General features: G+C 65.3%; 22 protein-coding genes. 8 read left to right on the forward strand and 14 right to left on the reverse strand.

Going from position 1 to position 25,822, the window contains the following annotated elements; translation table 11 throughout:
• Positions 1-60: 60 nt before the first annotated feature.
• Positions 61-2,121, reverse strand: a complete 2,061-nt coding sequence (gene tkt, locus OQZ28_RS00560) for a transketolase (RefSeq protein ID WP_408884467.1) — start codon at positions 2,119-2,121, stop codon at positions 61-63.
• Between the two features lie 428 nt (positions 2,122-2,549).
• Here tkt and OQZ28_RS00565 point away from each other — a divergent pair, with 428 nt between their 5' ends.
• The 4 genes from OQZ28_RS00565 (at position 2,550) to OQZ28_RS00580 (ending at position 5,808) form a co-directional block, all read left to right on the forward strand.
• On the forward strand, positions 2,550-3,575 hold the full coding sequence (locus tag OQZ28_RS00565) for an MBL fold metallo-hydrolase (protein WP_458134837.1): 1,026 nt from the start codon (positions 2,550-2,552) through the stop codon (positions 3,573-3,575).
• 102 nt (positions 3,576-3,677) lie between these two features.
• Positions 3,678-4,229: an ankyrin repeat domain-containing protein gene (locus OQZ28_RS00570; protein WP_130732049.1), complete on the forward strand. Its 552-nt coding sequence runs from the start codon at positions 3,678-3,680 to the stop codon at positions 4,227-4,229.
• 91 nt (positions 4,230-4,320) lie between these two features.
• Positions 4,321-5,391, forward strand: coding sequence for a histidinol-phosphate transaminase (gene hisC, locus OQZ28_RS00575; protein WP_458134838.1), 1,071 nt, complete (start codon positions 4,321-4,323; stop codon positions 5,389-5,391).
• Between the two features lie 132 nt (positions 5,392-5,523).
• A complete protein-coding gene (locus OQZ28_RS00580; RefSeq protein WP_458134839.1) occupies positions 5,524-5,808 on the forward strand; it encodes a hypothetical protein in 285 nt (94 codons plus the stop codon).
• 262 nt (positions 5,809-6,070) lie between these two features.
• On the opposite strand, the gene OQZ28_RS00585 is transcribed toward OQZ28_RS00580, so the two are convergent.
• A complete protein-coding gene (locus tag OQZ28_RS00585) occupies positions 6,071-7,387 on the reverse strand; it encodes an MFS transporter (protein ID WP_130732057.1) in 1,317 nt (438 codons plus the stop codon).
• Positions 7,388-8,108: 721 nt separating this feature from the next.
• Between OQZ28_RS00585 and OQZ28_RS00590 the strand changes: the two genes are divergently transcribed.
• Positions 8,109-8,564, forward strand: a complete 456-nt coding sequence (locus OQZ28_RS00590) for a hypothetical protein (RefSeq protein ID WP_458134840.1) — start codon at positions 8,109-8,111, stop codon at positions 8,562-8,564.
• 118 nt (positions 8,565-8,682) lie between these two features.
• On the opposite strand, the gene mdoH is transcribed toward OQZ28_RS00590, so the two are convergent.
• The 3 genes from mdoH to OQZ28_RS00605 all read right to left on the reverse strand — a co-directional run bounded on the left by mdoH (position 8,683) and on the right by OQZ28_RS00605 (position 12,831).
• Positions 8,683-10,857 carry a glucans biosynthesis glucosyltransferase MdoH gene (mdoH, locus tag OQZ28_RS00595; protein ID WP_458134841.1) on the reverse strand — a complete coding sequence of 725 codons (2,175 nt, stop codon included), beginning with the start codon at positions 10,855-10,857 and terminating at the stop codon, positions 8,683-8,685.
• Positions 10,845-12,350: a glucan biosynthesis protein gene (locus tag OQZ28_RS00600; RefSeq protein ID WP_458135016.1), complete on the reverse strand. Its 1,506-nt coding sequence runs from the start codon at positions 12,348-12,350 to the stop codon at positions 10,845-10,847. Before OQZ28_RS00600 ends, mdoH begins: the two co-directional genes overlap by 13 nt.
• Before the next feature lie 136 nt (positions 12,351-12,486).
• Positions 12,487-12,831, reverse strand: a complete 345-nt coding sequence (locus OQZ28_RS00605) for a winged helix-turn-helix domain-containing protein (RefSeq protein WP_130732061.1) — start codon at positions 12,829-12,831, stop codon at positions 12,487-12,489.
• On the opposite strand from OQZ28_RS00605, the gene OQZ28_RS00610 reads away from it, so the two are divergent.
• Positions 12,830-13,474, forward strand: coding sequence for a GNAT family N-acetyltransferase (locus OQZ28_RS00610; RefSeq protein ID WP_458134842.1), 645 nt, complete (start codon positions 12,830-12,832; stop codon positions 13,472-13,474). The genes OQZ28_RS00605 and OQZ28_RS00610 overlap by 2 nt on opposite strands.
• A gap of 22 nt (positions 13,475-13,496) precedes the next feature.
• Here the strand turns inward: OQZ28_RS00610 and OQZ28_RS00615 are convergent, their stop codons facing one another.
• From OQZ28_RS00615 to OQZ28_RS00630, 4 genes are all read right to left on the reverse strand, one after another.
• The gene (locus OQZ28_RS00615) at positions 13,497-14,963 is read right to left on the reverse strand and encodes a mannitol dehydrogenase family protein (RefSeq protein WP_130732064.1); all 1,467 of its coding nucleotides are present in this window, start codon (positions 14,961-14,963) and stop codon (positions 13,497-13,499) included.
• Positions 14,964-14,980: 17 nt separating this feature from the next.
• A complete protein-coding gene (locus tag OQZ28_RS00620; RefSeq protein WP_130732066.1) occupies positions 14,981-16,126 on the reverse strand; it encodes an FUSC family protein in 1,146 nt (381 codons plus the stop codon).
• Between the two features lie 5 nt (positions 16,127-16,131).
• Entirely contained in the window at positions 16,132-17,715 is a 1,584-nt protein-coding gene (locus tag OQZ28_RS00625; protein ID WP_458134843.1) for a DegQ family serine endoprotease, read from the reverse strand.
• A gap of 80 nt (positions 17,716-17,795) precedes the next feature.
• Positions 17,796-18,947, reverse strand: a complete 1,152-nt coding sequence (locus OQZ28_RS00630) for an OpgC family protein (RefSeq protein ID WP_458134844.1) — start codon at positions 18,945-18,947, stop codon at positions 17,796-17,798.
• A gap of 223 nt (positions 18,948-19,170) precedes the next feature.
• On the opposite strand from OQZ28_RS00630, the gene OQZ28_RS00635 reads away from it, so the two are divergent.
• Positions 19,171-20,310 carry an Mrp/NBP35 family ATP-binding protein gene (locus tag OQZ28_RS00635; protein WP_130732073.1) on the forward strand — a complete coding sequence of 380 codons (1,140 nt, stop codon included), beginning with the start codon at positions 19,171-19,173 and terminating at the stop codon, positions 20,308-20,310.
• 515 nt (positions 20,311-20,825) lie between these two features.
• Here OQZ28_RS00635 and OQZ28_RS00640 read toward each other — a convergent pair.
• The 5 genes from OQZ28_RS00640 to queA are packed head-to-tail and all read right to left on the reverse strand — an operon-like array spanning position 20,826 to position 25,246.
• On the reverse strand, positions 20,826-21,641 hold the full coding sequence (locus OQZ28_RS00640) for a TerB family tellurite resistance protein (RefSeq protein ID WP_130732076.1): 816 nt from the start codon (positions 21,639-21,641) through the stop codon (positions 20,826-20,828).
• Between the two features lie 26 nt (positions 21,642-21,667).
• The gene (locus OQZ28_RS00645; RefSeq protein ID WP_242621876.1) at positions 21,668-21,967 is read right to left on the reverse strand and encodes a ribbon-helix-helix domain-containing protein; all 300 of its coding nucleotides are present in this window, start codon (positions 21,965-21,967) and stop codon (positions 21,668-21,670) included.
• Positions 21,964-23,031 carry a tRNA epoxyqueuosine(34) reductase QueG gene (gene queG / locus OQZ28_RS00650; RefSeq protein ID WP_458134845.1) on the reverse strand — a complete coding sequence of 356 codons (1,068 nt, stop codon included), beginning with the start codon at positions 23,029-23,031 and terminating at the stop codon, positions 21,964-21,966. Before queG ends, OQZ28_RS00645 begins: the two co-directional genes overlap by 4 nt.
• Positions 23,031-24,191: a tRNA guanosine(34) transglycosylase Tgt gene (gene tgt / locus OQZ28_RS00655; protein WP_458134846.1), complete on the reverse strand. Its 1,161-nt coding sequence runs from the start codon at positions 24,189-24,191 to the stop codon at positions 23,031-23,033. The genes queG and tgt overlap by 1 nt, the downstream gene beginning before the upstream one ends.
• Positions 24,188-25,246: a tRNA preQ1(34) S-adenosylmethionine ribosyltransferase-isomerase QueA gene (gene queA, locus OQZ28_RS00660; protein ID WP_458134847.1), complete on the reverse strand. Its 1,059-nt coding sequence runs from the start codon at positions 25,244-25,246 to the stop codon at positions 24,188-24,190. Before queA ends, tgt begins: the two co-directional genes overlap by 4 nt.
• Before the next feature lie 341 nt (positions 25,247-25,587).
• Between queA and OQZ28_RS00665 the strand changes: the two genes are divergently transcribed.
• Positions 25,588-25,815, forward strand: a complete 228-nt coding sequence (locus tag OQZ28_RS00665; protein WP_061272309.1) for a hypothetical protein — start codon at positions 25,588-25,590, stop codon at positions 25,813-25,815.
• Positions 25,816-25,822: the final 7 nt, after the last annotated feature.

The following is a 25,822-nucleotide window of genomic DNA, read 5'->3' on the forward strand; positions in this document are numbered from 1 at the left end:
ACTACTTTGCTCAAAAACACGACAGGCAGGACTGGGTGTCCTGCCTGCCTGCGTGTTCTTTTATTTTCCGGCCTGCCTGCGGGCGGCGGCCACCACGGCATCCACCGTGAAACCAAACTTCACTTCCAGTTCGCCCGCCGGGGCGGAAGCGCCAAAACCGTGCATGACAATCGTCTCGCCCGCAAGGCCGGTATAACGGTCCCAGCCAAGCTGTGCCGCCTGCTCGACGGCAACACGGGCGGTGATGTCGGGCGGCAGCACGCTGTCGCGGTAGGTCTTGGGCTGTGCCTCGAACAGATCCCATGACGGCATGGACACAAGGCGCACCTTGATGCCCTCCGCCTTCAGCTTTTCTGCCGCCTTGATGATCAGTCCCACTTCGCTGCCTGTCGCCATAAGGATGACATCGGGACGACCATCCGCATCTGCAAGGACATAGGCCCCTTTTGCCAGCCCCGATGCAGGCGCATAGGTCTTGCGGCAGATGGTGGGCAGGTTCTGGCGGCTCAGGGCCAGCACGCTGGGGCGGTCGGTAATACGGACCAGCGTGCGCCAGGCTTCGGCCACTTCATTGGCATCGGCGGGGCGCAGCACCGTAACACCCGGAGTGGCGCGCAGCTGGGCCAGCTGCTCGATGGGCTGGTGGGTCGGCCCATCCTCGCCCACGCCGATCGAGTCATGGGTGAAGATATAGGTCACCGGCAGCTTCATCAGCGCGGAAAGGCGGATGGGCGGCTTCATGTAGTCAGAGAAGATCAGGAAGCCCGAGCAGTAGGCCCGGATGCCATACAGCGCGAGACCGTTGCTGACCGAGCCCATGGCATGCTCGCGCACGCCAAAATGCAGGTTGCGCCCGCCATAGGTGCCGCCCCATTGCGGCGGCTGGAAGTCGCCCGCGCCCTCGAACGTCAGGTGCGTCTTGGTGGAAGGCGAAAGGTCCGCCGAGCCGCCGATCAACCACGGGTAATTTTTCGCGATGGTGTTGAGCACCTTGCCCGAGCTTGCGCGCGAGGCAACGCCCTTGGCGTCCACGTCAAAGACCGGGATGTCCTTGTCCCACCCTTCGGGCAGGGTGCCCGCGAAGATGTGGTCAAGCTGCGCGGCCTCGGTGGGGTATTTGGCGCGGTAGGCGGCAAACAGTTCGTTCCACGCCTTGCTGGCAGCAGCCCCGCGCGTGGCGATGCCTGCGCGGAAATGCTCGGTCACGCCTTCAGGCACATAGAAGCTCTTGTCTTCCGGCCAGCCGTAGAACTTCTTGGTCTCGCGGATTTCCTCAGCACCCAGCGGCGAGCCATGCGCTTCCGCCGTGCCGGCAAGGTGTGGCGCGCCCCAGCCGATGATGGAGTGGACGATGATCAGCGTGGGCCGTGACGTCTCGGCCTTCGCCTCGGCCAGCAGGCGGCGCAGGTCGCCGGTGTCGTTGGCGTCCTTGAGTTCAAGCACGTGCCAGCCATAGGCCTCGAAGCGCTTGTGCACGCTCTCGGTAAAGGCGATGTTGGTCGAGCCCTCGATGGAAATATGATTGCTGTCATAGATCCATGTCAGGTTGCCCAGCCTGAGGTGCCCTGCGATGGAGGCCGCCTCGCTGGCAACGCCTTCCATGTTGTCGCCATCGCCGCACAGCGTATAGACATGGTGGTCAAACAGCGTGAAGCCGGGGCGGTTGTAGCGCTCGGCCAGCCATTTTTCCGCCATGGCCATGCCCACCGAGTTGCCGCAGCCCTGGCCCAGCGGGCCGGTCGTGGTCTCGACACCTGCGGTGTGGTGATATTCCGGGTGGCCGGGAGTGAGCGAGTCAAGCTGGCGGAACTGCTCGAGGTCTTCAAGCGTGAGCGCCGGGCGGTCATTGGTGACCCCGCCGGGGCGCACATCGCGGATACCGGCAAGGTAGATGAGCGAGTAAAGCAGCATCGAGGCATGGCCGACCGAGAGCACGAAGCGGTCGCGGTTGGGCCAGAGCGGTTCGGCCGGGTCATAGTTCAGCACGTCGCGCCACAGCGCGTAGCCCACGGGTGCCAGCGCCATCGGCGTGCCGGGGTGGCCGGAATTCGCTTTCTGCACCGCGTCCATGGATAGCGTGCGAATCGTGTTGATGCACAGCGTATCGATATTGGTGGGCATGCCGCCACCTCCTTCAGGAGCCATGAGGGGGGATGTGTACAAGGAACGCATGAGGGACCGGCCTCCTTACAGCCATGGTTGTTGTTCCGACCAAACCGGGCCGCGTGCCGGAAGCCGACAACCCTTCTTGTTATTCTTTCCGCGCTACCCGCGCCCGCCCGCCCCGCATGCACGCGCGCAGCGGGAAGGCGCAGGGATAAAGGCTTTTCACGGCGCGTACCTTCTCACGACCTTCGGGACGGAACAAGCCATCTCATCAAGCCGTTATCCAATCCACGCCCTGGCGGCCCGGCAGGCACGCATAGGTGCCAGCGCATGCGCCCGCCCCCGGTTCCGCCCGACCGCGCCCGCAGGCAGGGAATTTGACACAGGGCCACCCGCCCGTTCACCTGTTGCCCCTGGATACGCCGGCAGATGGAGACCCACGCATGCCCCAGCCACCCGCCAGCGACCACACGGATGGCACGCATTTTTTCAACCCGCCCGCCATCTGCCCCGAGGGCACGCAGCCCGGCCGCCTGCGGCGGCTCGCCATTCTCGAATGGCAGTGGAACCGCCCGAAATCGGACTGGCCGACCTGGATTGAAAACCCCACCCCCACCGGCGACCCGCACGCCCTGCCCGCGCCCGACACGGTGCAGCTGACCTTTATCGGCCACAGCACCTTTCTCATCCGCCTGCCCCGGCCCGATGGCACGGCGCTCACCATCCTGACCGACCCGATCTTTTCGCAACGCTGCTCCCCGCTGCCCTTCCTGGGGCCCAAGCGGGTGCGCGCGCCCGGCCGCAGGCTGGCCGACCTGCCACGCATCGACATCGTGCTGGTCTCGCACGCACATTACGACCACATGGACCTGCCCAGCCTGCGCGCCATCGCGCGCCGTGGCGACAACCCGCTGGTGGTCACCCCGCTCGCCAATGCGCGCTTCATGCGCAGGACCGGGCTTAAGCGCATCATGGAGCTGGACTGGTGGCAGGCAGTAGCCGCTGGCGGCATCCACATCACCTGCACGCCTGCCCGCCACGGCGCGGCCCGCACGCCCTTTGACCGCAATACCAGCCTGTGGGGCGGCTTCATGCTGCGTGACGAGGCCGGCCACCAGCTGTTCTTTGCAGGCGACACCGCCGATGGCCGCCACTGGCGCCTGATCCGCCAGCGCCTTGGCCCGCCCGATATCGCGCTCCTGCCCATTGGCGCGTATGAGCCGCGCGCGCTGATGGAGCGCGTGCACACCACCCCGGAGGAAGCGCTGTCGGGCCTGCGCCAGCTTGGCGCGCGACACGGGATCGGCATGCATTTCGGCACCTTCCGCCTGACGGATGAACCCATGGACGAGCCGGTCCAGCGCCTTGCAAAAGCCGTGCGCGACGCGGGCCTGCCGCCCGATACGATGGGCATCATGGCCCATGGCGCGTGTCGTGGCATTGCGTGGGATCAGCCCGGTGATGCATGATTGCCCGATGTTCTTTTCAGCCGAACCGTCCTATGATCACCCGCTCATGACGGGACCGGCCTCCGCCCCCGTTTCGCGCAATCCGACCAGCCAGGCAGGCACATGAGCAAGACAATCGCCCACGGCGACCCCGCCGCCGACGCACCCGAATCCTTCAGCAACGCGGAAATCGAGACCCTGTTCCTCTCCGCGGCACGGGATGGGCAGACGGATCTCGTTACCGAATTCCTCAAGGCGGGCATCAACCCCGATACCCGCAACGACAAGGGCTACACCGCGCTGATCCTGGCTGCCTATAACGGCCATGAACCCACCGTGCGCGCCCTGCTGGAAGGCGGCGCCAGCCCCGACCTGCAGGATGCCAAGGGGGCGACCGCGCTCGCGGGCGTGGCCTTCAAGGGCGACCTGCCATGCGCGCGCGTGCTCGTGGCGCATGGCGCGGGCATTGACGTGCCCAATTTCGTCGGCCGCACGCCGCTGATCTTTGCAGTGATGTTCAACCGCGACCCCATGGTCACCTTCCTGCTTGAACACGGCGCCAACCCCGACCTGCGCGATGGCGAGGGCATCAGTGCGCGCCTGTTCGCCACCCGGCAGGGCAACACCGCCCTGCTCGAGGCCATGAAGCATACGGCCACCGCCCCGCAGGGCTGAACCACGCCCGTTTTTTCATCCCCTTGCCACCGCCACGGCCCCGGTTGCCGTGGCGTGTTTTCATGTTCATGACCTTGTGGAATTCGCCCCGATGAGCCGTTTCTGGAGCCCGATCGTACACAGCCTGACCCCGTATGTGCCGGGCGAGCAGCCCAGGATGGCCAACCTGATCAAGCTGAATACCAACGAGTGCCCGTACGGCCCCTCGCCCAGAGTGCTCGAGGCCATCAGGGCGGCGACCAACGATACGCTGCGCCTCTACCCCGACCCCACGGCCCACGGCCTGTGCACGGCCATTGCCACCGCGCATGACGTGCCGGTGGACCATGTGTTCGTGGGCAATGGTTCGGATGAGGTGCTTGCCCATGCCTTTCAGGGGCTGCTCAACCATGAGGCTCCCCTGCTCTTCCCCGACATTACCTACAGCTTCTACCCCGTCTATTGCGGGCTGTATGGCATACGCCATGAGACCGTGCCGCTTGACGCGGCGATGGGCATCGACATCGCGGCCTATCGCAGGCAGTGTGGCGGCATCATCCTGCCCAACCCCAACGCGCCCACCGGCATCGCCCTCGGGCTGGACGCCATCCGCACCCTGCTGCGCGACCACCCCGATGCGGTGGTGGTGGTGGATGAAGCCTATGTCGATTTCGGGGCCGAGACGGCCATACCCCTCGTGGCAGAACACCCCAACCTGCTCGTGGTGCGCACGCTCTCCAAATCGAGCGCGCTGGCGGGGCTGCGGGTGGGCTATGCCATTGGCCAGCCTGACCTGATCGCAGCCCTGACCCGCGTCAAGGACAGTTTCAACTCCTATCCGCTTGACCGCCTGGCGCAGGTGGGTGCCATTGCCGCGATTGAAGATCGGGAATGGCTTGCAAACACCAGCGCCAGGATCATAAGCTCACGCGACAGGCTGACAGACAGCCTGGGAAAGATGGGGTTCGAGGTCCTGCCATCACGGGCGAATTTCGTATTCGCCCGGCATCCGGATCGTGACGGCGCACAGCTTGCCGCAGCCCTGCGGGCGCGGGCGATCATTGTGCGTCATTTCCGGACCCCGCGCATTGCACAATGGCTCCGCATCACCATTGGCACGGAGGCCGAATGCCAGGCCCTGATACAGGGGCTGGCCGACGTGCTTGCGCTGAACGAGGGGTAACCCCCCGGTTCATCATGCATCGCGCTGCCACCCGTCCCACTCGGGCCGGGCAGGCGTGGTCCGTGCTGCGCCTCTTTCCATAATACGGTTAACAACTCATTTCCTGGACCACAGGTCCACAGGATCCTTATCATGCGCGCATTCCACGGACAGATGTCCGATAACCAGCCGATCCGTCGCACCCTTGCCGAAAAGCAGAAGCAGTTGCGCGACCTGCGCGAGACGCTGGCCTCCATGAAATCGCATACCGCACCCGCCCTGCGCGAAAGCGTGCAAAAACGCATCCGCCAGCTTGAAAGCGAAGTGACAGCCGCCCCTGCCCTCAAGACAGCCGACCGGCGCAACACACAGACGGCGGCACCGGGCGGCGCCGACCGTCCGCGCTCCCCGCGCAGGCGGCCTGAACGCAGCCTCTGATCCATAGGAAAAGGCCGGAGCCCACAGGGTTCCGGCCTTTTTCATATCGTCACGCCGGGCGTCAGACCCACAATCAAAAGTTTCTGGGTGCCGCCTTTTTTTAAAAAGGCAGTGTTTTTCTCAAGCTTTTTGAAAAAAGCTTCACCAAAAACTTCTGATTTTTGCGATACGCCATAAAAAAACGGGCCTGCCCCTTCATGGGGGCAGGCCCGCTTGACCCACAGGCCCCTGAGGCGCCTGCGGGGCAGGAAAAGTGGATGGATCAGTGACCCAGCGTCACTTCCTCCGCCACGTCACCGCGGGCCGCGGCTTCATCAATGTAGCGGCGGGCTTCGGGCGAGACCGTCAGCACCAGCGTCAGCGCGGCCGAGGCCACATACAGGCCACAGAAGATCCAGATGATCCCCTCGATGCCGTGCCAGCTTTCGAACCACGTCACGATGGCCGGGCCAACCCAGGTGCTCGCACCCGCGCCCAGACCCAGGGCGGACAGGGCAGCGGCCTTTTCCTTCGGGCAGATCTGCGGCACCAGGCCGGACAGCGGCACGAAGGCGGCAATAGTGGCGCCATACAGCGCGCCCATCACGGCGGCGATGGCGAAGTTGCCGGGGAACATCTGCGGCACGTAGTAGAACAGCGGCACCGTGATCGCGGCACCAACACAGCCGAACAGGGCGACAACGGTGCGGTGGCCCAGACGGTCCGCCGTGATGCCGGACACGAGGTTCACCAGGATGTTCGACAGGAAGATGATCGACAGGAGCTGCAGCCACTGCGACAGCGAGAAGCCGATGACCTTGGTGAAGAACGCCGGCATGATCACCAGGAACGCATATTCCGACGACGTGTTGATGGTGCGCACGATCATGGCGACAAACGTCTTGGGCTCACGCCACAGGATGCTGATCGAACTGAAGAAGATCGTGGCCGGCTTGGTACCCACGGGGGCCAGGCGGCGCGAGCCGATGGGCTCACGCGTCATGAGCAGGGCCAGCAGGCCACCAAACATGACCAGACCCAGCGAGGACCAGAACGTCGCCATCTCGCCGATCAGCGGAATGGAGAAGCTGGCGAACAGCGAACCCAGCGTGGGCAGCCCGCCCGAGAACGCGAACCAGAACCACCCGGCAGCCGAGCCAAGCTGGCGCGGCGGCGTTGCAGCCGCGATCCACACCAGGAAGCCATAGGTGAACAGCGGGTAGCCAAAACCGCGCATGGTGTAGGCGGCCAGCATGATGGGATAGCTGTTGACGGCCACGCCAAAGGTCAGGAACACGACCTCGAACACACCCCAGATGGCAAGGCCGATCCACATGACCCGCTTGGGGCCCCACAGGTCGGACAGCGGCCCCGAAGCCCAGGAGGACAGGGAGACGGTCACGCCATAGATGGTGAACAGAAGCGCCGTATTGCGCGATGAAATGCCCTGCCCCTCAAGATAGGGCGCCAGGTAGCCGGCCTCGACACCATCACCGATCATGAAGAACAGCAGACCGACGAACCCCCAGAACAGGGGGGCCGGAATGCCAAGCCGATCGGCCAGGGACGTTGATTCGGACAGATTGTCTGTCTGTTTCAAGGGGAGAGTCTCCTCTTTCACAGGCAGCCGACACGAAAACGAGCGGCCCCGCCTCATTGCGGAGCGTCGATGCAGGCTGCGTCCGCACAGTCCGGCTTTCCGGAAACACCAGTGCGGAACTCAGTTTCACAAGTCGGGCGTGCAACCACCCGTGCGGGTCACGACCATGAGGGGCAGGCAGGCGGCACAAGCGCCAAAACGCCAGCGCATCATGCCTGGCAGACCTGCTGTTCATGCGTGTGACCAGCCGCAAGTCGTCAATCCGGCAGGAAAACGCGCCCCTTGGCGCGGCTTTCATAGCAATGCGATGAAAAAACACATAAAGCGCACCGAAAAACGCGCACGATGCTGTGATTTCCCAGCGCCGGAAAGACCATGAATTGGCCAGATATACAAAATCGTTTCAGTATCGAACGATTTCACAATAACAGGATAGTTTCCGACCTCCGCCAAAACACGAAAAATATATTCAGTGGGGATAATCTATACTAAAAAAGTCTCGTGAATGTAAGGGAATTTTCGAAATTTTGACACGATTCCGATTTCTTCCTTATTATATCAATAACTTTCAGATGATATTTTTATGCATGGACCGCATGCATCGCCCACCACCCCCACCTTTCGCGCCGGGTAGGTTCCTGCCATAGTCGGGGCCGCACCCCGGTGGGGCAGATGCGCCCGCGCTGCCCCTCGTGGTCGGGACAGGACAAACGGAACGGTCATGGTGAACATCAAGCTGTCTTTACGCCTCGCCGCGCTGCCGGTTGCATTGCTGCTTTCTTCTGCGGGCTTCAGCACGCTGGCCCATGGGCAGAGCCTGGCCACGCAGAAAGTGCAGCGCGCCATGGATGTGCTGCGCCTCAAGCCCGACCTGGCCAGCAAGGCGTGCCTCGACAAGCTTGACGACCTGCACAAGATGGAAAAGGTGATTGAGGAGGCGGGCGAGAGCGCGCACAATCCCAACCTGTCGCTGGCACATGACGTGATGGAATCCGACTACGAGGACGCCACCGAATCCTGCGTGCCCGATGCCGCCAAGCTGTGTGCCAACCCCGGATCGCTTGCCAGCGCCAACCAGAAGAAACTGTGCGACTCGCTTGATGCGATCATGTCGGTTGATGGATCGGATGAAGGCGATGAAGCCGTCTCCGCCCCGCAGGGCACGTCATCAGACTGACCGGCCTTCAGCCATCCCGCTGAAACCATAGAAGTTCCTGGTTAAGCTTTTTCCAGAAAGCTTCAAGAGAATGCCGCCTTTCTGAAAAATAAAGACGGCACTCAAAACTTTCACCATTTCAAGGCAGTTGCGCCAGCAGGTGCAGCCCTTCGGCGCTGCCCAGCACGGCGGATTTTTCCGCCCGGTTGAGTTCGCGCACCGCCGTGGCCAGGTCAGGCGCCTCACGCAGCTTGAGCAGCCCCACCAGCAGCGCCGGGTTGATCGGGTCGCCCCGCCTGCGCGGCGGCGGCAGCATGATCTCGTGCACCCGCAAAAGCCCCCCACGGGCGCGCAGGGCGGCAATGGCCTCCTGTATCGGGTGGCCTGCCATCTGGCCCATATAGGTCATGGCCTCATGTAGCACCGGCGGCGGGTCCGTCTCCTCTGGGATGAGCAGCAGCCGTGCGCGGCGCAGGGCCTGGCCTGCGGCTTCACTGCCGGTAAAGGCGGCAAGCGGAATGGCGCAGACCAGCCCCAGCGTGACCGGCAGCATCCATAAAAACAGCGGCAGCGACACACTCCACGCTGCCCCCGCCAGTGCAATGCCCAGCACCGTATGCACCCAGTACAGCCGCACGTTCTGCATGATCTGCAGGCCGCCCGCATCACGCCGCTGCGCATTCCAGCCGGAATCACGCCCCAGCAGGATGGACAGCACGCCCGCCGTCTGGATCATCATGGCAATCGGCGCGATCAGGCCGCCGATCAGCGTCTCGACCATAATGGAGGCCGCCGCCATGATCGCGCCACCGCAGCCCCGGCGCAGCGGACCATCAATGAGCAGCAGCATGTAGGCCAGAATCTTGGGGGCAAGCAGCACGATCATGGTGCCGATGAACATGTATTCCGCCTGCACGGGGTCAACATGCGGCCAGTGCGGGTAGAGCAGCTTGGTATCGCCAAAATATTCCGGCTTGTAGAAGCGATTCTGCAGCGAGACCACAATGCCCACGAGCAGGAAAACCAGCCATAGCGGTGCCGTGACATAGGAGCCGATGCCCATGAGCATGTGCATGCGGCTGACCCAGTGCAGCCCCCGCGCGGGCAGCACCTTGGCGTGCTGCAGGTTGCCCTGGCACCAGCGCCGGTCGCGGATGGCGATATCGGTCAGCGAGGGCGGGCTTTCCTCATAGGAGCCCATCAGGGCGGGCACCATGTGAATGGCCCAGCCGCCACGGCGCATGAGGGCCGCCTCGACAAAGTCATGGCTCAGGATCGCGCCGCCAAAGGGCTTGCGGCCCGGCAGGTGCGGCATGCCCGCCTGCTCGGCAAAGGCTGCCGTGCGGATGACCGCGTTATGCCCCCAGTAATTGCCCTCCGACCCGTGCCACCAGGCAATGCCGTGGGCAATCAGCGGGCCATACACGCGGCCTGCGAACTGCTGCATGCGCGCAAACAGCGTGCGCCCGTTCACGATCACCGGCAGGGACTGGATCAGGGCCACGCCGGGATTGTTTTCCATGGCCGAGGTCAGGCGCACGATCACGTCGCCCGACATGACGCTGTCGGCATCGAGCGTGATCATCTGCTGGTAGGCCGCACCATAATTGCGCACCCATTCGCCAATATTGCCGGCCTTGCGGTCGGTATTGACGGCGCGCCTGCGGTAGAACAGCCGCCCCCCCCAGCCCGTGGCGCGGCACAGGGCCATGTAGGCGGCTTCCTCCGCCACCCAGATGTCGGGGTCAGTCGTGTCGGACAGGATGAACACGTCAAACGCGCGTTCCTGCCGCGTGGCGCCCAGGCTGTCGATGGTGGCGCGCAGCCCGGCCATGACGCGGCCCGGATCTTCATTATAGGTGGGCATGAGCAGCGCCGTGCGGGTGGTGACCCGCGGCAGCGCGCCACTGCGCCTGATGCCAAGCCCAAGCCCGCCATGCGCCAGCATGGAGGCAAAGCCCGCCAGCGCCGAGGTAAAGGCCAGCGCGATCCACAGGAACAGCATGACGAACAGCAGCAGCATGACCATGCCCGCCACCGAGCGCTGCACGGCATTGAACACGAGGTCCATCTCGTAACCGGCCATGGCGGTCATGGCCACGGCGCCGCCAATCACCAGCAGCCGCCGCAGCCCGATCAGCCGCCACTCGGTGGTGGGCACCGGGGGGCGGCCATGCCGGTCGGGCTCGGCTTCGAGCGCGCGCACGGGCATGTCGAGCGGGGCTTCGGGCGGCAGGGCGGCCCAGCCCTGCGGCAGCAGGCTGGCAGGCGGCACGGGCCGGGCCGGGCGCGGTGGCGCCCCTATGGCGTCCATCGATAGACCCATTCTTCTGATACCGGGCCATTGTCATCGGCCAGCACGCAGTTCAGTTCCGCCACCTTGGCATCATTGGGGGCAAACTCGAACGTGCTGCGCCAGCCATGGATGGGCTCGACCGGCTCGACCACCACATTGCGGATTTCCCCCGCCGAGGTACGGCATTGCAGGTGGAAATGCGGGTTATCAGGCAGTTTGTCGAAGGGCATGCCGGTAAAATCGAGATCGAAGAAGCGCGTATGCGAATCATCGGTCGCATCCCCCACGCGGGTCGCGGCGATGCGCGCAAGCTTCGTGGGCCACGGCGTATCCCACCCCCAGTACATGCGGTAGGTGAACACGTATTCACGGCCAGCGGCGAGCGGCTCCTGCGGGCGCCAGAACGAGACGATGTTGTCATTGACCTCGTTGGGGGTGGGGATTTCCACCAGGTCAACCGCCCCTGCCCCCCAGTCCCCGATCGGCTCGATCCATAGCGAGGGGCGCTTTTCGTAATTCAGCGCCACGTCCTCGAAGTCAGCAAAGGCACGCTTGCGCTGCATCAGGCCAAAGCCATGCGGCCGCACATCGGTAAAGGCGGAGAACTGCAGGTCACGCGGGTTGCGCAGCGGGCGCCACAACTGCTGGCCGCTGCCGGTCCACATGGAAAGCCCCTCGCTGTCATGGGCGGCGGGGCGCCAGTCATCCACGTGCGAGCGGTCATTGGCATCAAAATAGAACATGCCGGTGAGCGGGGCGATGCCAGACTCGGCAATCGCCTTGCGCGGGTAAAGCGAGGACTGCACGTCAAACACCGTGGTCTCGCCGGGGCGGATGGTAAAGCGGAACGCACCGGTGAGCGAGGGGCTGTCGAGCAGCGCATGCAGCACCACGCTATCCACGCCCGCCTTGGGCTTTTCCAGCCAGAAGGCACGGAACAGGGCGAATTCCTCGCCCGTCGGGTCGCCGGTGCCATTGGCGAAGCCACGGGCGGACAGGCCATAGGTCTGCCCCTTGGCCACGGCGCGGAAATAGGACGCGCCGAGGAAGACGCAGAACTCCTCCATCACGCCCGGCGTATTGATGGGCGCGCGCAGGCGCAGCCCGGCAAAGCCGATATCATCATTCACGCGCAGGGCGGGGTCGTTATAGGTAAACATGTCGGGGTTGAAGGCGATGGGGCGGCTCTGGCCATCAACCACCTCGTTCATGTCGATCCGGGGCGCGTACAGATAGCCACGGGGAAAGAACTCGACCTCGAAACCGAGGTTCTCACCATGCCACAGCGCCTGCTCGGGGCGATAGGCCATGGAATTGTACTGATCGAAATTCAGGTTGCGCAGGGCTGTGGGCAAGGACTGGGAAGGCGGCTGGTAAGCCTGCTGCGACAACTGGTGGGCCAGGGTGCGAACCGTGTTGGAATCAAAATTGCTGCTCTGGGTTGCCCTGGCTGCGCGTGGCGCGGCAAACCCCACGACCGACAGGGCGGACAGGGCCGTGCCCGCTTTCATGAAATTACGTCGTAACACCTAGTTCAACTCCAGTCCGTTCTTCTTTTCAGAAGTGCTGACACATTTATTCTTAATTTTTTACCACTGGGCAAAGGCACTTATGCCACAACCGTGATCAACAGTGCTGATGGCTTTTTCACGGCGTGGATGAACACATGCCTGCCAATGTTTCAAGTGGGCCCCGTACGGCCTCGCGCGCAGCCTGTTCGATTTCACGGTACAGGCGCAGCACCGCCTCCCCCTCCGCCGAAAGGCCGGCCCCGCCGCCGCCGCCCGGTCGCGCGCTGACCAGCGGGCGGGCGAAAGTGGTATTCATCGCCTCAACCAACAGCCACGCCCGCCGGTAGGACATGCCCATGGCCCGTGCGGCCGCCGAGATCGAGCCGGTCTCGCCAATCTGCTCGAGCAGGCGGATCTTGCCATGCCCGAGCAGGGGCGTGCCATCGGCGTCGAGCCGCAAGGTCAGGCGCATCTGTGTCATGTTTTCCATACTCCCGGCAGGCCGCTATGATAATGGCCTCTTCTACCTGAAATATCCTTATCTGGAATGGATTTTTCCCATTATGTACCACCCTGCCCCCGCATCGGGGTCACCTTCGGCTTCATGGGCCCCGATGCAGCCGGGCCATCTGCCTGCTGTGGCAGCACTCGCCGCCCGGATGCACCCCGGCTGCCCCGAACGGGCGGAGGTGCTTGATGAACGCCGCAGCCTGTGCCCGGCGGGCTGCCAGGTATTGGTCAAGCCGGACGGGCAGGTGCGCGGCTACATGCTGAGCCACCCGTGGCGCATGGCCCACCCGCCCGCGCTCGATACCCTCCTTGGCCGCCTGCCCGCCCGGCCCGACTGCTGGTATCTGCATGATATTGCTATCGATCCCGCGCTGCGCGGTCAGGGCCATGCCCATGCGGCGCTGCGCCATCTCGGTGCGCAGGCGCGCCTGCATGGCGTGAAATGGCTGGCCCTGATGGCCGCGGAAGGGGCGCGCGCGCTCTGGGCGCATCTGGGGTTTGCGCCAATACCTGAGGTGCCCGCCGCCATTACCGCAAGCTATGGCGCGGATGCCTGCCCCATGCGCCGGGCAGCGGACATATTTCAAAATAATAAAGGTCGCGAAACCTTTTGAAAAAAGCTGCACCAGAAACTTTTTACAGTTCCTTCATGACGGCCCGCACCCCGCGTTCACGGATGGCGCGGCGCGTGGCCACCACGGCGGCGTCAAGCGCTGCCGCATCCATGTCACGCCAGCCATCAAAGGCCGGCAGGGCCAGGGCTGCGGCAAGATTGGCCTCATTGACCAGCGCCATGTCATCGGCATCGAGCGTGGGCTCGAGCGGGGCATAGCTTTCGCCCGTCTCGTCACGGCCACGCAGCATCTCGAGGTAGGCGGCAATGCCGAAGGCGATGCGGCCCAGGTCATGCCCGCTCTCGAGCGAGCGGCGCACGGTATCGGTCCAGAACACCCGCACCTTCGAGGCCCCGTCACTACAGATCCGCAGCAGCGTATCGGCCACTGCCTGGTTGGAGAAACGGCTGAGCAGCCGCCGGCGATAGGCATCAAGGTCAAAATCCGCCGGCGCATCGATCTGCGGCATGGCGTCAAGCGTCCAGTAAGCGTTGGCCAGGCGCTCGAGGTCGGCATCGGCCACGGTTTCATGCGCGTAGCGGTAGCCAAGCAGCAGGCCCACGGCCCCCAGCAGGATGTGCGATGCGTTGAGCATGCGCACCTTCACCTGCTCATAGCCCGCCACGTCATCAACAAACTGCACGCCTGCCTTTTCCAGCGCGGGGCGGCCATTGCAGAAATTGTCCTCCAGCACCCACTGGCTGAAATCCTCCGCCAGCACGGGCAGTTCGTCATCAAGACCGCTGGCCTCGTTCAGCGCCTGGCGCGTGGCGCGGTCCACGCCGGGCGTGATGCGGTCGACCATGGAGCACGGGAAGGTGACGTTGGCCTCGATCCACCCGGCCAGATCGGGGTCAACCGCGCGGGCATAGCCCACAAAGGCTGCCCGGGCGACATGGCCATTGCTGCGCAGGTTATCACATGAAAGCACGGTAAAGGGCGGCACGCCCGCCTCGCGCCTGCGGCGCAGCCCCTCCACCACGTAACCGAACACGGTAGCCGGCCTGCGCGGATGGGCAAGGTCCGCGCTCACGCCCGCCTCATCAAGGCGGAAAAGCCCGGTTTTCTCATCGATATTGTAGCCGCCCTCGGTAATCGTCATGCTGACGATGCGGGTTTCGGGGTCGGCCAGCCGGGCCAGCACGGCCTCGGGGTCGGCGGGGGCGAGCAGGTATTCGCGCAGCGCCCCGATGATGGAGACGGTGCGCGCGCCATCGGCGGCCACCTCGGTCAGGGAATACAGGCAGTCCTGCTGCTGGAACTGGCGCGCCTTGGCCTCCCCGCGCGGGCCACCGTTCAGCCCCACGCCCACGATGCCCCATTGCGACTGCCCCGGCAGGCCAAGGCACTGATTGACGTACCACGCCTCATGCGCGCGGAAGAAATTGCCCACGCCAAAATGAACGATCCCTCGCCCTACCGCCTCACGCCTGTAGGCCAGCGCCTGCACGCCAGCGGGAAGGGTAGTGAGGGTTGTTTCGTTCAGCATGGTATTCTTGTGCTCCTTCAGGGTGAGGGGCGGGCACGACCCTCCGGCATGGGAACGGAGGCAGCCTTGCCCGCGGGCTCAAATCCGGCCTCGGCCACCAGCGGGTGGCCATCAAGCGGGAACGGACCATCATCCGTGCGCCCGTCCGACCAGATATTCCGCACGGCCAGCCGCATGTCGGCATGCAGCAGGCCAACAGCGAAACGCATGACAGGGGTCCAGTGTTCCCCGCCCTGCTGTTCAAGCCGGTCAAGCAGGGGGCGCATGTCATCATCGGGCAGGGCGTGGCCCCGGCGGGTCCTGGCCAGCATGTCGCACCGCGCGGCCATCTGGCCCAGCACATCGGCCAGCATGTCACGCTCATGGGCCAGGATGTCACCCGTATGGGCGGTTTCGCCTTCGGTGCCCGCGCGCGCGATGAAAATGGCATCCGAGCGGATGCGGCGCAAAAGCCCCGGCAGGCGCAGCACCAGCGGGTCGTGCTTCGCCAGCGAAGACGGGTGCTCCACCTCCGCCTCCTGCACGCCGTCATTAAGGTCCTGCAACAGGGAGCGGCACATCGTATCAATGGTGGCCAGCGCGTCATGGTCGGGGTGATTGTGCAACGCGCCCGAAAGCAGGTCGGACAGGCGGCGCAGCAGGCTTGCGGCATTGCCCAGCACCTCGCGCCGCGCCTCGCCGCGCAGCACGAAGAACGACACCGCAAACGACACCACGACCCCGGTCATGATCGAGGCGATGCGCTGCAGCGGCCGCGAAAACGGCTCGCCCGTGGCGGGGAACAGCAGCACCACCATGAGGGTGACAATGGCCACCCGCATCTTGGGCCGCAGCGCCACCAGCACGGCAAGCGGCATGAGCATGACCCAGAACACCATGCCCACCGAGAGCGAAGTATACTGCTCGAGCGCAATGGCGGACATGCCCGCCGCAGCGCCGATGAGCGTGCCCACGATCTGCTCGCGCCCTGTCGAGAGTGTCTGCGTCAGGCGGCTCTGGGTGATGACGATGACCGAGGTGATGAGCGCCCAGACCGGCTCATCAAGATGGATGACGGTGGCGACGATGCCGGACAGGATGAGCGAGACATTCATCCGCACGACCTGCCGCCACGTGCCCGGCCCCATGATGGAATAAAGCAGGTTCTTCAGGCGCTCAGGCATGCAGATCAGTGCCCGCCCCCTTCAGGCAGGGGGAAGGGCACCCAGCGCAGGCCATCGGCGTTCTGCACCAGGAACAGCACGGTCTTGCGGTGCTGGGCGCGGGCGGCATCGATCTGGCGGCGCAGGTCGGCGGGCGTGTTCACGGCTGCCTGCTGCACCTCGGTCACCACGTCACCGGGGCGCAGGCCGCGCTCGGCGGCGGGGCTGTCATCGGTCACGCCAGTCACCAGCACGCCCTTCTGCCCTTCGGCCATGTTGTATTTCTGGCGCGCGATATCGTCGATCTCGCCTACCGTAAAGCCCATACCCGCAATGGCCAGGCTGCCCTGGGCGGGGTTCTTGCTGGCGGGCTTGCTGTCGGCCTTGTCGGTCTTTTCCTCAGGCAGGGCGCCGATGGTAATGGCCACGGTCATCTGCTGGCCCTTACGCCAGATGCCCAGATGCGCGATGCTGCCGCCCGCAAGCTCGGCCACGAGGCGCGGCAGGGCGCGGCCATCGATATCCTTGCCGTTCAGGCTCTGGATCACATCACCGGTCTGCAGATGCGCCACCGCCGCAGGCCCCTTGGGCTCGACGCCCGCGATCAGCGCGCCATGGGGGCTTTTCAGGCCCAGCCCATCGGCAATTTCCTGCGTCACGTCCTGAATGCGCACGCCAATCCACCCGCGCGTGACCCGGCCACGATGGCGCAACTGCTCGATGATGCCCTGCGCCTCAGCCGAGGGAATGGAGAAGCCGATGCCGACCGACCCGCCCGAAGGCGAGTAGATGGCGGTATTGATGCCGATCACCTCGCCGCGCAGGTTGAACAGCGGGCCGCCGGAATTGCCCTTGTTGATGGGCGCATCGGTCTGGATGAAATCATCATACGGCCCCTGCTCGATATTGCGCCCGCGCGAGGAGACGATGCCCGCCGTCACCGTGCCCGACAGACCGAACGGGTTGCCGATCGCCAGCACCCAGTCGCCCACGCGGGCGTGGTCGCTATCGCCAAACGGCACGGCGGGCAGGGGCTTGGGGCTATCCACCTTCAGCACGGCAAGGTCGGTGCGGTCGTCATGGCCGAGCAGGCGGGCCTTGAGCACGGTGTTGTCCTGCAGCGTGATGGTGATCTGGTCGGCATGGCGCACGACGTGGTTGTTGGTCACGACCACGCCGGAGGGGTCGATGATGAAGCCCGAGCCCAGCGCCTGCATCTTGCGCGGCGGCGCGTTGGGGCTGTCCTGGCGGTTCATGAAGTCGTGGAAGAATTTCTCGAACGGCGAGCCTTCGGGGAAGTTGGGCACCTGGGGCGTGCTGTCGCCATCATCGCCGTCGTCATCGTCCTCGCCGGGGCGGACCATCTCGGTGGTGGACACGTTCACCACGGCGGGCAGCAGCCGGGCCGCAAGGTCGGCAAAGCTGTCGGGCATGTTGCGCCCCTCGCCGGGCAGGCGCAGGGGGGCGGCCGGGGCAGGCGGCGTGGCGGGGGCCGGAACGGGTGTTGACGCCGGGGCGGTATCGACCGCGCGGGCGGCCTGGGCCCCTAGGGCCGTGACCAGCCCCATGGCAAGGCAGGATCGGGAAAAGACTGCGGCGCGAAAGGACATGGGACTCTTAAATCCTGCTGAACGGGATCGATCGGACGGGCACCTATATCACGCCCTTCACGGGGGCGGAAACCACGGCTTCAGCCCCGGCACAGCGGGGCGCCCGCGGGCACCGATGCCGCCCGGCCCTGCCTTGCCGCCACGCGCTGGCGTTCCTTCACCCTTGCTACGGCCAGCAGCACGTAAAATCCCGCCACGTTCACCGCCACCTGCATCATCCACCCCGTGCCGAAACTGGTCAGCACCAGCCGCCCGTACAGGTCGACCAGCGTGCCTGCGGTGAAGATTTCCAGCGAGTGGCGGCCAAACAGCGCCATGAGCTGGCCCGGCCGCGCATTGGCCCACACGGTGGCGCGCGGTGAGGACTGCACGAGGTAGAACAGGGCCAGCACATCAACCAGCCGCCATGGCGAGAGGATCATCTTGTCCGGCAGCGCCATGACCACGGGCCTCAGATCGGCAAAGCCCCAGTCCGTCCACGGAAAGGACTGCACGGCGGAGAACACCAGGTAAAGCGCGCACAGCGCCGCAAGCCAGCGCGCGCGCGGCAGGCTGCCATCATGCCGGCCCGCAACCCGGGCGGCGCACACGCCCAGCACGAACAGGAACTGCCAGGCCAGCGGGTCGAAATACCAGCCATCAGGGTCGAGCCAGTTGGGAAAGTTCAGCCGCGGGTCATAATTCACCCCCAGCCACACCGCCGCACTCAGCCCCAGCACCACGGGCGTGCCCACCCCGCGCAGCAGGGCGTAAAGCGGGGCGAAACCCAGCAGCAGCACGATATAGAGCGGCAGGATGTTGAGGTTGCCCGGCAACGCCACGAGCGAGAGCACCCGCCATGCCGAATCCAGCCCATGCGCCAGTTCCGGCTCTAAAAAATCAACCGGCACCGGCCAGAAATGCCGCCAGATTCGGATGGTGGCGATACACACCACCACCATCACGATCTGGAACACGTAAAGCTGCCAGCACCGCCGCCCGATACGGGCCAGAACCGCGACCACCGGCTTTTTGGCAAAGGCCCGCCCGTAAGCCAGCCATGAGGCATAGCCCGCCAGCAGCACGAACACCTCCGCCGCATCGGCAAAGCCGATATTGCGCATGGTAAAGCGGTTGAGCCAGTTCTGGGGGATATGGTCGATGCACATCATGAGGAGGGCCGCACCCCGCAGGGCGTCGATACGGTGGTCACGCCGGTGCGGGGCCTGCGCCCGCTCGCTGGAAATGCCCATGATGTTCCCTGCCTGCCTCAACACGATGCGCCCGGACCGTGGCCCGGCGGCGCCCCGATGAGCGTAAAGCAGCAAATCGGATCGCAAACCATTCTCATCATGGCAGGGATGCCCCGCAACACTGTCATGGCGCGCCGGTGGCGCCTGCGCACCGTTTCATGACTCGACCACCCTGCCCCACCCCTTCTATACCCGCACGGGCGAGAGAGCAGGGAGCGCAACCATGACCAGTCCCGACCGGGCAACCATAGAAACCGTGCTGCGACAGGTGCGCACGGACGACAGGGCCGCAAGTGTTGCGGAGCTGGGCAGCCTTGATGCCTTCATGATGCGTGACGGCGTGCTCCATGTCGCCCTGGCGACAGACCGGGCGCGGGCCGAACGCCTGCAGCCCCTGCTACCCGCACTCGAACGCGCCCTTGTTGCCACGGTTCCCGGCAGCACGGGGGCCAGTGTCATCCTGACCGCGCACCGCCCGGCCCCGGCACCCACCACGCCCGCGCCTGCGGCAGGCGGCGGCCACCGCCCGCTCAACCTTGGCGGTGGCAAGGCGGGCAGGAAGGCCCCCACCGGCCCGCTGCCCGCAGGCGTGGGCGTGGTCATTGCCGTGGCCTCGGGCAAGGGGGGCGTTGGCAAGTCCACCACGGCGGTCAACCTTGCCGTGGGGCTGGGGCTGGAAGGGCTGAAGGTGGGGCTGATGGATGCCGACGTGCATGGCCCCTCCCTGCCACGCATGATGGGCGTGCACGGCCAGCCCGAAGTACGCGATGGCCGCCTGATTCCGCCGCATGAATGGGGCATTTCCGCCATGTCGATCGGCATGCTGGTGGAAGAGGACAAGGCCATGATCTGGCGCGGGCCGATGGTGATGGGCGCCATTGGCCAGCTGCTGGGCGATGTGGAATGGGGCGCGCTTGACGTGCTGGTGGTGGACATGCCGCCCGGCACGGGTGACGCCCAGTTGACCCTTGCACAGAAAACCGCGCTGGCCGGAGCCATTATCGTTTCCACCCCGCAGGACATCGCCCTGCTCGATGCCCGGCGCGGTGTTGCCATGTTCGAGAAGATGAACGTGCCGGTGCTGGGCGTTGTGGAGAACATGTCCTATTTCTGCTGCCCCAACTGCAACCACCGCACCGAACTGTTCGGCCATGGTGGGGCACGGGCGGAAGCCGAAAAAATGGGCGTGCCCTTTCTGGGCGAGATCCCGCTGCTGGCCGATATCCGCGCCAGTGCCGATGAGGGTGCCCCCATCGTGATCGCCGCCCCCGACAGCCCGGCAGGCCAGGCCTATCGCGCACTGGCGCATACGGTCGGCACGGCGCTGCGTCGCCTGCTGGAGAAAAAGAAGCCCACGACCTGAGTGCAGGAATCAGATCACGCAAAAAGTGGGGGCGCGGGCAGAGGCTGGAGTCCCGATCGGGATGTCAGCCCACTGCGCGAGGGTGTGCGGGGGTTCGCTGCGTGAGCGGTGATTAAAAAGCGCCACGCACATCCGGGCGCGGCCGGGAAGCCCGGAAACGGCAACCTGTCCGGCCTCTTGTGCCTGTGCGATGGCTGCGGCGAAATGCGCCAGAAGGCATGTTTGGGCAGCAGGTGACGCGCACTGACGAAACTGCCCTGATACGGGAAACCGAAAATCTCTACCTGCCGCCGGGTGCCGTGCATCGGGTGGAAAGTCCGGTCGCATCCCCCCGATCCTGATCGGGATCCAGCCCCTATCCTGGCGGAGATGATATTGTTTGGCTGGAAGCTGTAGACAAACGCCCGTAGCAACCCGTTCAGCCTGCTTCAGGTGCAGCCCGCGCCCCATGACCGTCCGATGGTTGATCCGTGCCGCTTTTTATGAGTCAGGGCACGGATCTTATCGACAGGGCCTTACAGCTTGCGATCACGCTTGATCCGGTCCCATGCCGCGTTGATCTCGGCAGTCCGGGTCTGGCCCTGCGCGCGTTCGGCTTCACTCGCGCCACGTGAGCACAGCGCATCGGGGTGGTTCTCACGCACGAGGCGGCGCCAGGCCACGCGCACTTCGTGATCGCTGGCATCGCGTGAAATGCCCAGCACCTCATAGGCGCTGATTTCGCTCACGCCGGGGCGGGCGCCGCCTTCGCGCGCGCGGTCCCACGCACCGGGGCTGAGGTTGAAGGCCCTGTGCACGCCGCGCAGGAAGGCTTCCTCCTGCACGTTCACGTCACCATCGGCGCGGGCAATGACGAACAGCGCGGCCAGTGCCTCCTCGAGCATGTCGGTCTTGTTGGCAAAGGCGCGCCCCAGTTCGGTGGCGAAGGCCTTGTAGTCATCGGTGCGCTGGCGGGCGTTGTCGAACAGGCGCCCCACTTCCTTCATGTTCTCGGGCGGCAGCTGGAAGCGGCGCTTGAACGCGTCGATCTCGGCGCGGTTCACCGGCCCGTCGCACTTGGCCACCTTGGCGGACAGGACAATGATGACCAACCCGTATAACTGGTCGCGCTTGCCCATGGCGGCTGCCATCTTGGCAGCCATGAAGGTGGCCGCCCCGTTGGGGTCGGCATTGAGCCGCGGGCCCCAGCGGTCGGTCCAGCCGCCTGCCGGGGTTTCCAGCAACGAGCCGTTATCCGCCGCGTGCCCGAGCGCCGTGCCCACGACCGCGCCCATGGGGCCGCCAACCGCGAACCCCGCAACGCCACCAAAAATCTTGCCCCAGATCGCCATGCCGCAACGCTAGCACGATTGCCCGGTCAACCCAACTGATCTTGCCTTTCCCCACCAGCCATTTCCGGCAGGGCTGGCATCCATTCGCGCAATGCCTCCACCCGCAGGGCGGACGCCAGGGGCCGGTCAGGCGGACGCGCGGCATCGACCTGCCCCACAAGGGCCGCCAGCGCCAGCCCGCGTGCCTGTGCAATGAGGTGCAGCGCGTGCCAGAACTCTGGCTCCAGCGCAACGGAGGTGCGGTGGCCCGACAGGTTGAGGCTGCGCTTTTGCAACATCCGCGCGCCGCGCTGGGCGGGCAGCGGCATGGCGGGCGGCGCGCTCATGCGGGCAGCCGCAGGGTGGCCCATTGCGCGGCCTCGGCCACCACTGGGTCGGGGTCATTGCACAGGCGGGCGACTGCCGGGCGCAGGGCCGCCTGCCCGCTATTACCAATGGCTACCGCCACGTTGCGCACGAACCGGTTGCGCCCGATGCGCTTGATGGGCGAGCCGGAAAAACGCGCCCGGAACCCCGCATCATCCAGCGCCGCAAGTTCGCGTAGCGCGGGGGCGCGCAGGTCATCGCGCGCGGCAAGCTTCATGTGGCCAGTCGCCTGCGCGAACCGGTTCCACGGGCACACGGCAAGGCAGTCATCGCAGCCATAGATGCGGTTGCCCATGGCCGGGCGCAGGGCCTCGGGAATCGGGTCGCGGTTCTCAATGGTGAGGTAGGAGATGCACCGCCGCGCATCCATCACGCCGGAGGCGGGAAAGGCATCGGTCGGGCAGGCATCGAGGCAGCGGGTGCAGGTGCCGCACCCCCCGCCCGAGGGGACGGATTGCGGCAGGTCGAGCGTGGTATAGACCTCGCCCAGGAACAGCCAGCTCCCGTGCTGGCGCGACACCAGCGAGGTATGCTTGCCCTGCCAGCCCAGCCCCGCATTCTGCGCCAGCGGCTTTTCCATGACCGGGGCGGTATCGACAAACACCTTGACCTCTGCCTCAAGACCAGCCCGCCGGCCCTCGTTGACCACAAACTGCGCCAGATGCTTGAGCATGCCCTTGACCACGTCGTGATAGTCGCGGTTGCGGGCATAGACGGAAATATTGCCCGCATCGGGCACCCGCGTAGTGGCCAGCGCGTCGCCCGGCGGCGCGTAGTTCAGCCCCAGCGCGATGACGCTGCGCACCGCGGGCCACAGGCTGGCAGGGTCGCCGCGCTGGGCCATGCGCTCGGCCATCCAGCCCATGCTGCCCGCAAATCCGTTCTCCACAAAGGCGGCAAGGCGGGCGCGCGTCGCCTCATCAAGCCGCGCTGGCGCAAAACCCACGGCATCGAAGCCCAGCGCGCGCGCATGGGCTTCGATGCGGGCCGCAAGCCGGGCCGGATCAGGGGGCATGCTGGCCATCAGGGCACGGGCGGAATGTCGGGAAAGGGCATTTCATCCCCACTCCAGTCATCCATCGCCCACTGCGCCCGCAGGTGGGCGGCGTGGGCTTCGAACGTGCCATCGACAATGGCCGCCCGCATGCCACGCATCAGCCGCTGGTAATAGGCGATGTTGTGCCATGTCAGAAGCATGGGGCCGAGCATCTCGTTGGCGCGGAACAGGTGGTGCAGGTAGGCGCGGCTATGGCGCGAACAGGCCAGGCAGTCGCAATGCGGCGAGATGGGCCGCGAATCGCTGGCATGCCGCGCATTGCGGATGTTGAGCGTGCCGCGCTCGGTATAGGCGCGCGCCGTACGCCCCGCCCGCGTGGGCATGACGCAGTCGAACATGTCCACCCCGCGCTCCACCGCGCCGAGCAGGTCATCGGGCGTGCCGACGCCCATCAGGTAGCGCGGGCTACCATCGGGTATGAGCGGCACGGTGGAATCAAGGGTGGAGAACATCAGCTCCTGCCCCTCGCCCACCGCAAGGCCACCGATGGCATAGCCCTCGAAGCCGATGCCGGTCAGCGCCTTCACGCTCTCGGCCCGCAGTTCCGGCTCGGTGCCGCCCTGGATGATGCCGTACTGCGCATAACCGGGCCGCTGCACGAACGCCGCGCGGCACCGCTGCGCCCAGCGCATCGACATGCGCATGGATTGCGCGATCACCTCTGGCGCCGCAGGCAGGGCGGGGCATTCGTCAAAGCACATGCTGATGGTGGCATCGAGCGCGTGCTGGATGTCGGTCGAGCGCTCGGGGGTGAGGCGGTGCTTCGAGCCATCGATATGCGAGCGGAAGGTCACGCCGTCCTGGTCCAGCTTGCGCAGCGGGCCGAGCGACATGACCTGAAACCCGCCCGAATCGGTCAGGATCGGCCCCGGCCAGTCCATGAAGCGGTGCAGGCCACCAAGCTGGCGCACCCGCTCCGCCCCCGGACGGAGCATGAGGTGATAGGTATTGCCCAGAACGATGCCAGCGCCCGTAGAACGCACGCTGTCCATCGTCATGGCCTTGACCGTGCCCACCGTACCCACGGGCATGAAGGTGGGAGTGGCCACCGTGCCATGCGCGGTATCGAGCCAGCCCGCGCGGGCATGGCCGGAGCGGGCTTCGGGCCGCCAGCGGAAAGTGGTCATGGCAGGTCTCCCTCGGTGCGGTGCAGCAGGCAGGCATCGCCATAGGAATAGAAGCGGTAGCCGCTGGTAATGGCATGTGCATAGGCCGCCTGCATGCGGTGGTAGCCGCCAAAGGCGCAGACCAGCATGAACAGGGTCGAGCGCGGCAGGTGGAAATTGGTCAGCAGCATGTCCACCGCGCGAAAGCGGTAGCCGGGCCTGATGAAGATGGCCGTCTCGCCATGGAAGGGATGGACGGTGCCGTTCTCGTCCGTCGCACTTTCCAAAAGCCGCAGCGAGGTGGTGCCGACGGCCACGATCCGCCCGCCTGCAGCCCGCGCGGCATTGATGCGCTGGGCCGCATGCGGCGAGATGGTGCCACGCTCGGCATGCATGCGGTGGGCGGAAATCTGGTCGCTGCGCATGGGCAGGAAGGTGCCCGCGCCCACATGCAGCGTCAGGGTCTGGCGGATCACGCCTGCCCTATCGAGTGCTGCCAGCAGGTCAGGCGTAAAGTGCAGCCCTGCCGTGGGGGCGGCCACGGCACCGCGATGCTGGGCGAAGATGGTGCTGTAGTCCTTGCGGTCTGCCTCGGTCGGGCCATCGGGGCGGGCGATATAGGGCGGCAGGGCCAGCTTGCCCGCATCGTGCAGGAACTGGTCGAATGCAGCACCCTCCACGCTGAAGCGCAGGGTCACGTCGCCCGCATCGCCCCGGCTGATGACCTCCGCCGTAACCGCGCTACGGCCAAAAGTGAGCGTATCACCCGGGCGCAGGCGGCGGGCGTTGCGGGCCAGCACATGCCATGAGCCATCGGGCAGGATTCGGTCGAGCGTTATGCCGATCTTGGCCTCGCCGCGCATGGCGGCAAGCTGGGCCGGAATGACTGCCGTGTCATTGGCCACCAGGATGTCGCCGGGCCGCAGGCAGCCCGGCAGGTCGCGCACGTGGCGGTCGATGAAGGGGCCTGCCGCGGGCACATCAAGCAGGCGCGCGCTGTCACGCGGGCGGGCCGGGTGGTCGGCGATGCTCGTGGGCGGGAGGGTGAAATCGAAATCAGAAACCAGATCCGTCATGCGGCCCCCTTTACGGAATCCGCACCCCGGTTGCCAGCATGAACTCTCATGACCCTTACAAAGAAACTGCTGAAAACGCCTGATCACGGCATATGCCGCAAATCATGGAAAAGTTTTTGGTGAAGCTTTTTTCAAAAAGCTTCAAAGAACACCGCCTTTTTGAAAAAAGGCGGCACCCAAAAACTTTTATTCCATTTTCCAATACGCTTCCTGCGCCTGCCGCATGGCGGCGTTGGACAGACGCAGCCGGGAAAGCCACAATGCGGCAGCGATTCCCGCACGGGAATGTTCCCGCCCGCACCCGGCGCAGCCGGATGCCGCGAAATTTATGGAGTTATGCCATGTCCTACGCCGCCCTTGATGCCGTCCGCATTGCCCGCGCCTGCAAGACCGCGCTGCATGTGCTCGAAACGGTGGAAGAAAAGGACCGCAGCGAGGCCCACCAGCGCAAGACCATCATGATCCAGCGCATCGAGGCGCTGGCCCGCGCCGCTGCCGAGAGCAAGAACAACGACCAGGTCATTACCCTGACCTCGGAAGAATTCTGGCTGATCAGCCAGAACTGGTAATTCCCGG

It is taken from the genome of Komagataeibacter sp. NFXK3 (assembly GCF_054182245.1).

Bases quoted from the DNA above. Each gene is read 5' to 3' on its own strand.
- tkt (WP_408884467.1), bottom strand. From the start codon at position 2,121: ATGCCCACCAATATCGATACGCTGTGCATCAACACGATTCGCACGCTA.
- OQZ28_RS00565 (WP_458134837.1), top strand. From the start codon at position 2,550: ATGCCCCAGCCACCCGCCAGCGACCACACGGATGGCACGCATTTTTTC.
- OQZ28_RS00570 (WP_130732049.1), top strand. From the start codon at position 3,678: ATGAGCAAGACAATCGCCCACGGCGACCCCGCCGCCGACGCACCCGAA.
- hisC (WP_458134838.1), top strand. From the start codon at position 4,321: ATGAGCCGTTTCTGGAGCCCGATCGTACACAGCCTGACCCCGTATGTG.
- OQZ28_RS00580 (WP_458134839.1), top strand. From the start codon at position 5,524: ATGCGCGCATTCCACGGACAGATGTCCGATAACCAGCCGATCCGTCGC.
- OQZ28_RS00590 (WP_458134840.1), top strand. From the start codon at position 8,109: ATGGTGAACATCAAGCTGTCTTTACGCCTCGCCGCGCTGCCGGTTGCA.
- mdoH (WP_458134841.1), bottom strand. From the start codon at position 10,857: ATGGACGCCATAGGGGCGCCACCGCGCCCGGCCCGGCCCGTGCCGCCT.
- OQZ28_RS00600 (WP_458135016.1), bottom strand. From the start codon at position 12,350: ATGAAAGCGGGCACGGCCCTGTCCGCCCTGTCGGTCGTGGGGTTTGCC.
- OQZ28_RS00610 (WP_458134842.1), top strand. From the start codon at position 12,830: ATGTTTTCCATACTCCCGGCAGGCCGCTATGATAATGGCCTCTTCTAC.
- OQZ28_RS00605 (WP_130732061.1), bottom strand. From the start codon at position 12,831: ATGACACAGATGCGCCTGACCTTGCGGCTCGACGCCGATGGCACGCCC.
- OQZ28_RS00615 (WP_130732064.1), bottom strand. From the start codon at position 14,963: ATGCTGAACGAAACAACCCTCACTACCCTTCCCGCTGGCGTGCAGGCG.
- OQZ28_RS00620 (WP_130732066.1), bottom strand. From the start codon at position 16,126: ATGCCTGAGCGCCTGAAGAACCTGCTTTATTCCATCATGGGGCCGGGC.
- OQZ28_RS00625 (WP_458134843.1), bottom strand. From the start codon at position 17,715: ATGTCCTTTCGCGCCGCAGTCTTTTCCCGATCCTGCCTTGCCATGGGG.
- OQZ28_RS00630 (WP_458134844.1), bottom strand. From the start codon at position 18,947: ATGGGCATTTCCAGCGAGCGGGCGCAGGCCCCGCACCGGCGTGACCAC.
- OQZ28_RS00635 (WP_130732073.1), top strand. From the start codon at position 19,171: ATGACCAGTCCCGACCGGGCAACCATAGAAACCGTGCTGCGACAGGTG.
- OQZ28_RS00640 (WP_130732076.1), bottom strand. From the start codon at position 21,641: ATGGCGATCTGGGGCAAGATTTTTGGTGGCGTTGCGGGGTTCGCGGTT.
- OQZ28_RS00645 (WP_242621876.1), bottom strand. From the start codon at position 21,967: ATGAGCGCGCCGCCCGCCATGCCGCTGCCCGCCCAGCGCGGCGCGCGG.
- queG (WP_458134845.1), bottom strand. From the start codon at position 23,031: ATGGCCAGCATGCCCCCTGATCCGGCCCGGCTTGCGGCCCGCATCGAA.
- tgt (WP_458134846.1), bottom strand. From the start codon at position 24,191: ATGACCACTTTCCGCTGGCGGCCCGAAGCCCGCTCCGGCCATGCCCGC.
- queA (WP_458134847.1), bottom strand. From the start codon at position 25,246: ATGACGGATCTGGTTTCTGATTTCGATTTCACCCTCCCGCCCACGAGC.
- OQZ28_RS00665 (WP_061272309.1), top strand. From the start codon at position 25,588: ATGTCCTACGCCGCCCTTGATGCCGTCCGCATTGCCCGCGCCTGCAAG.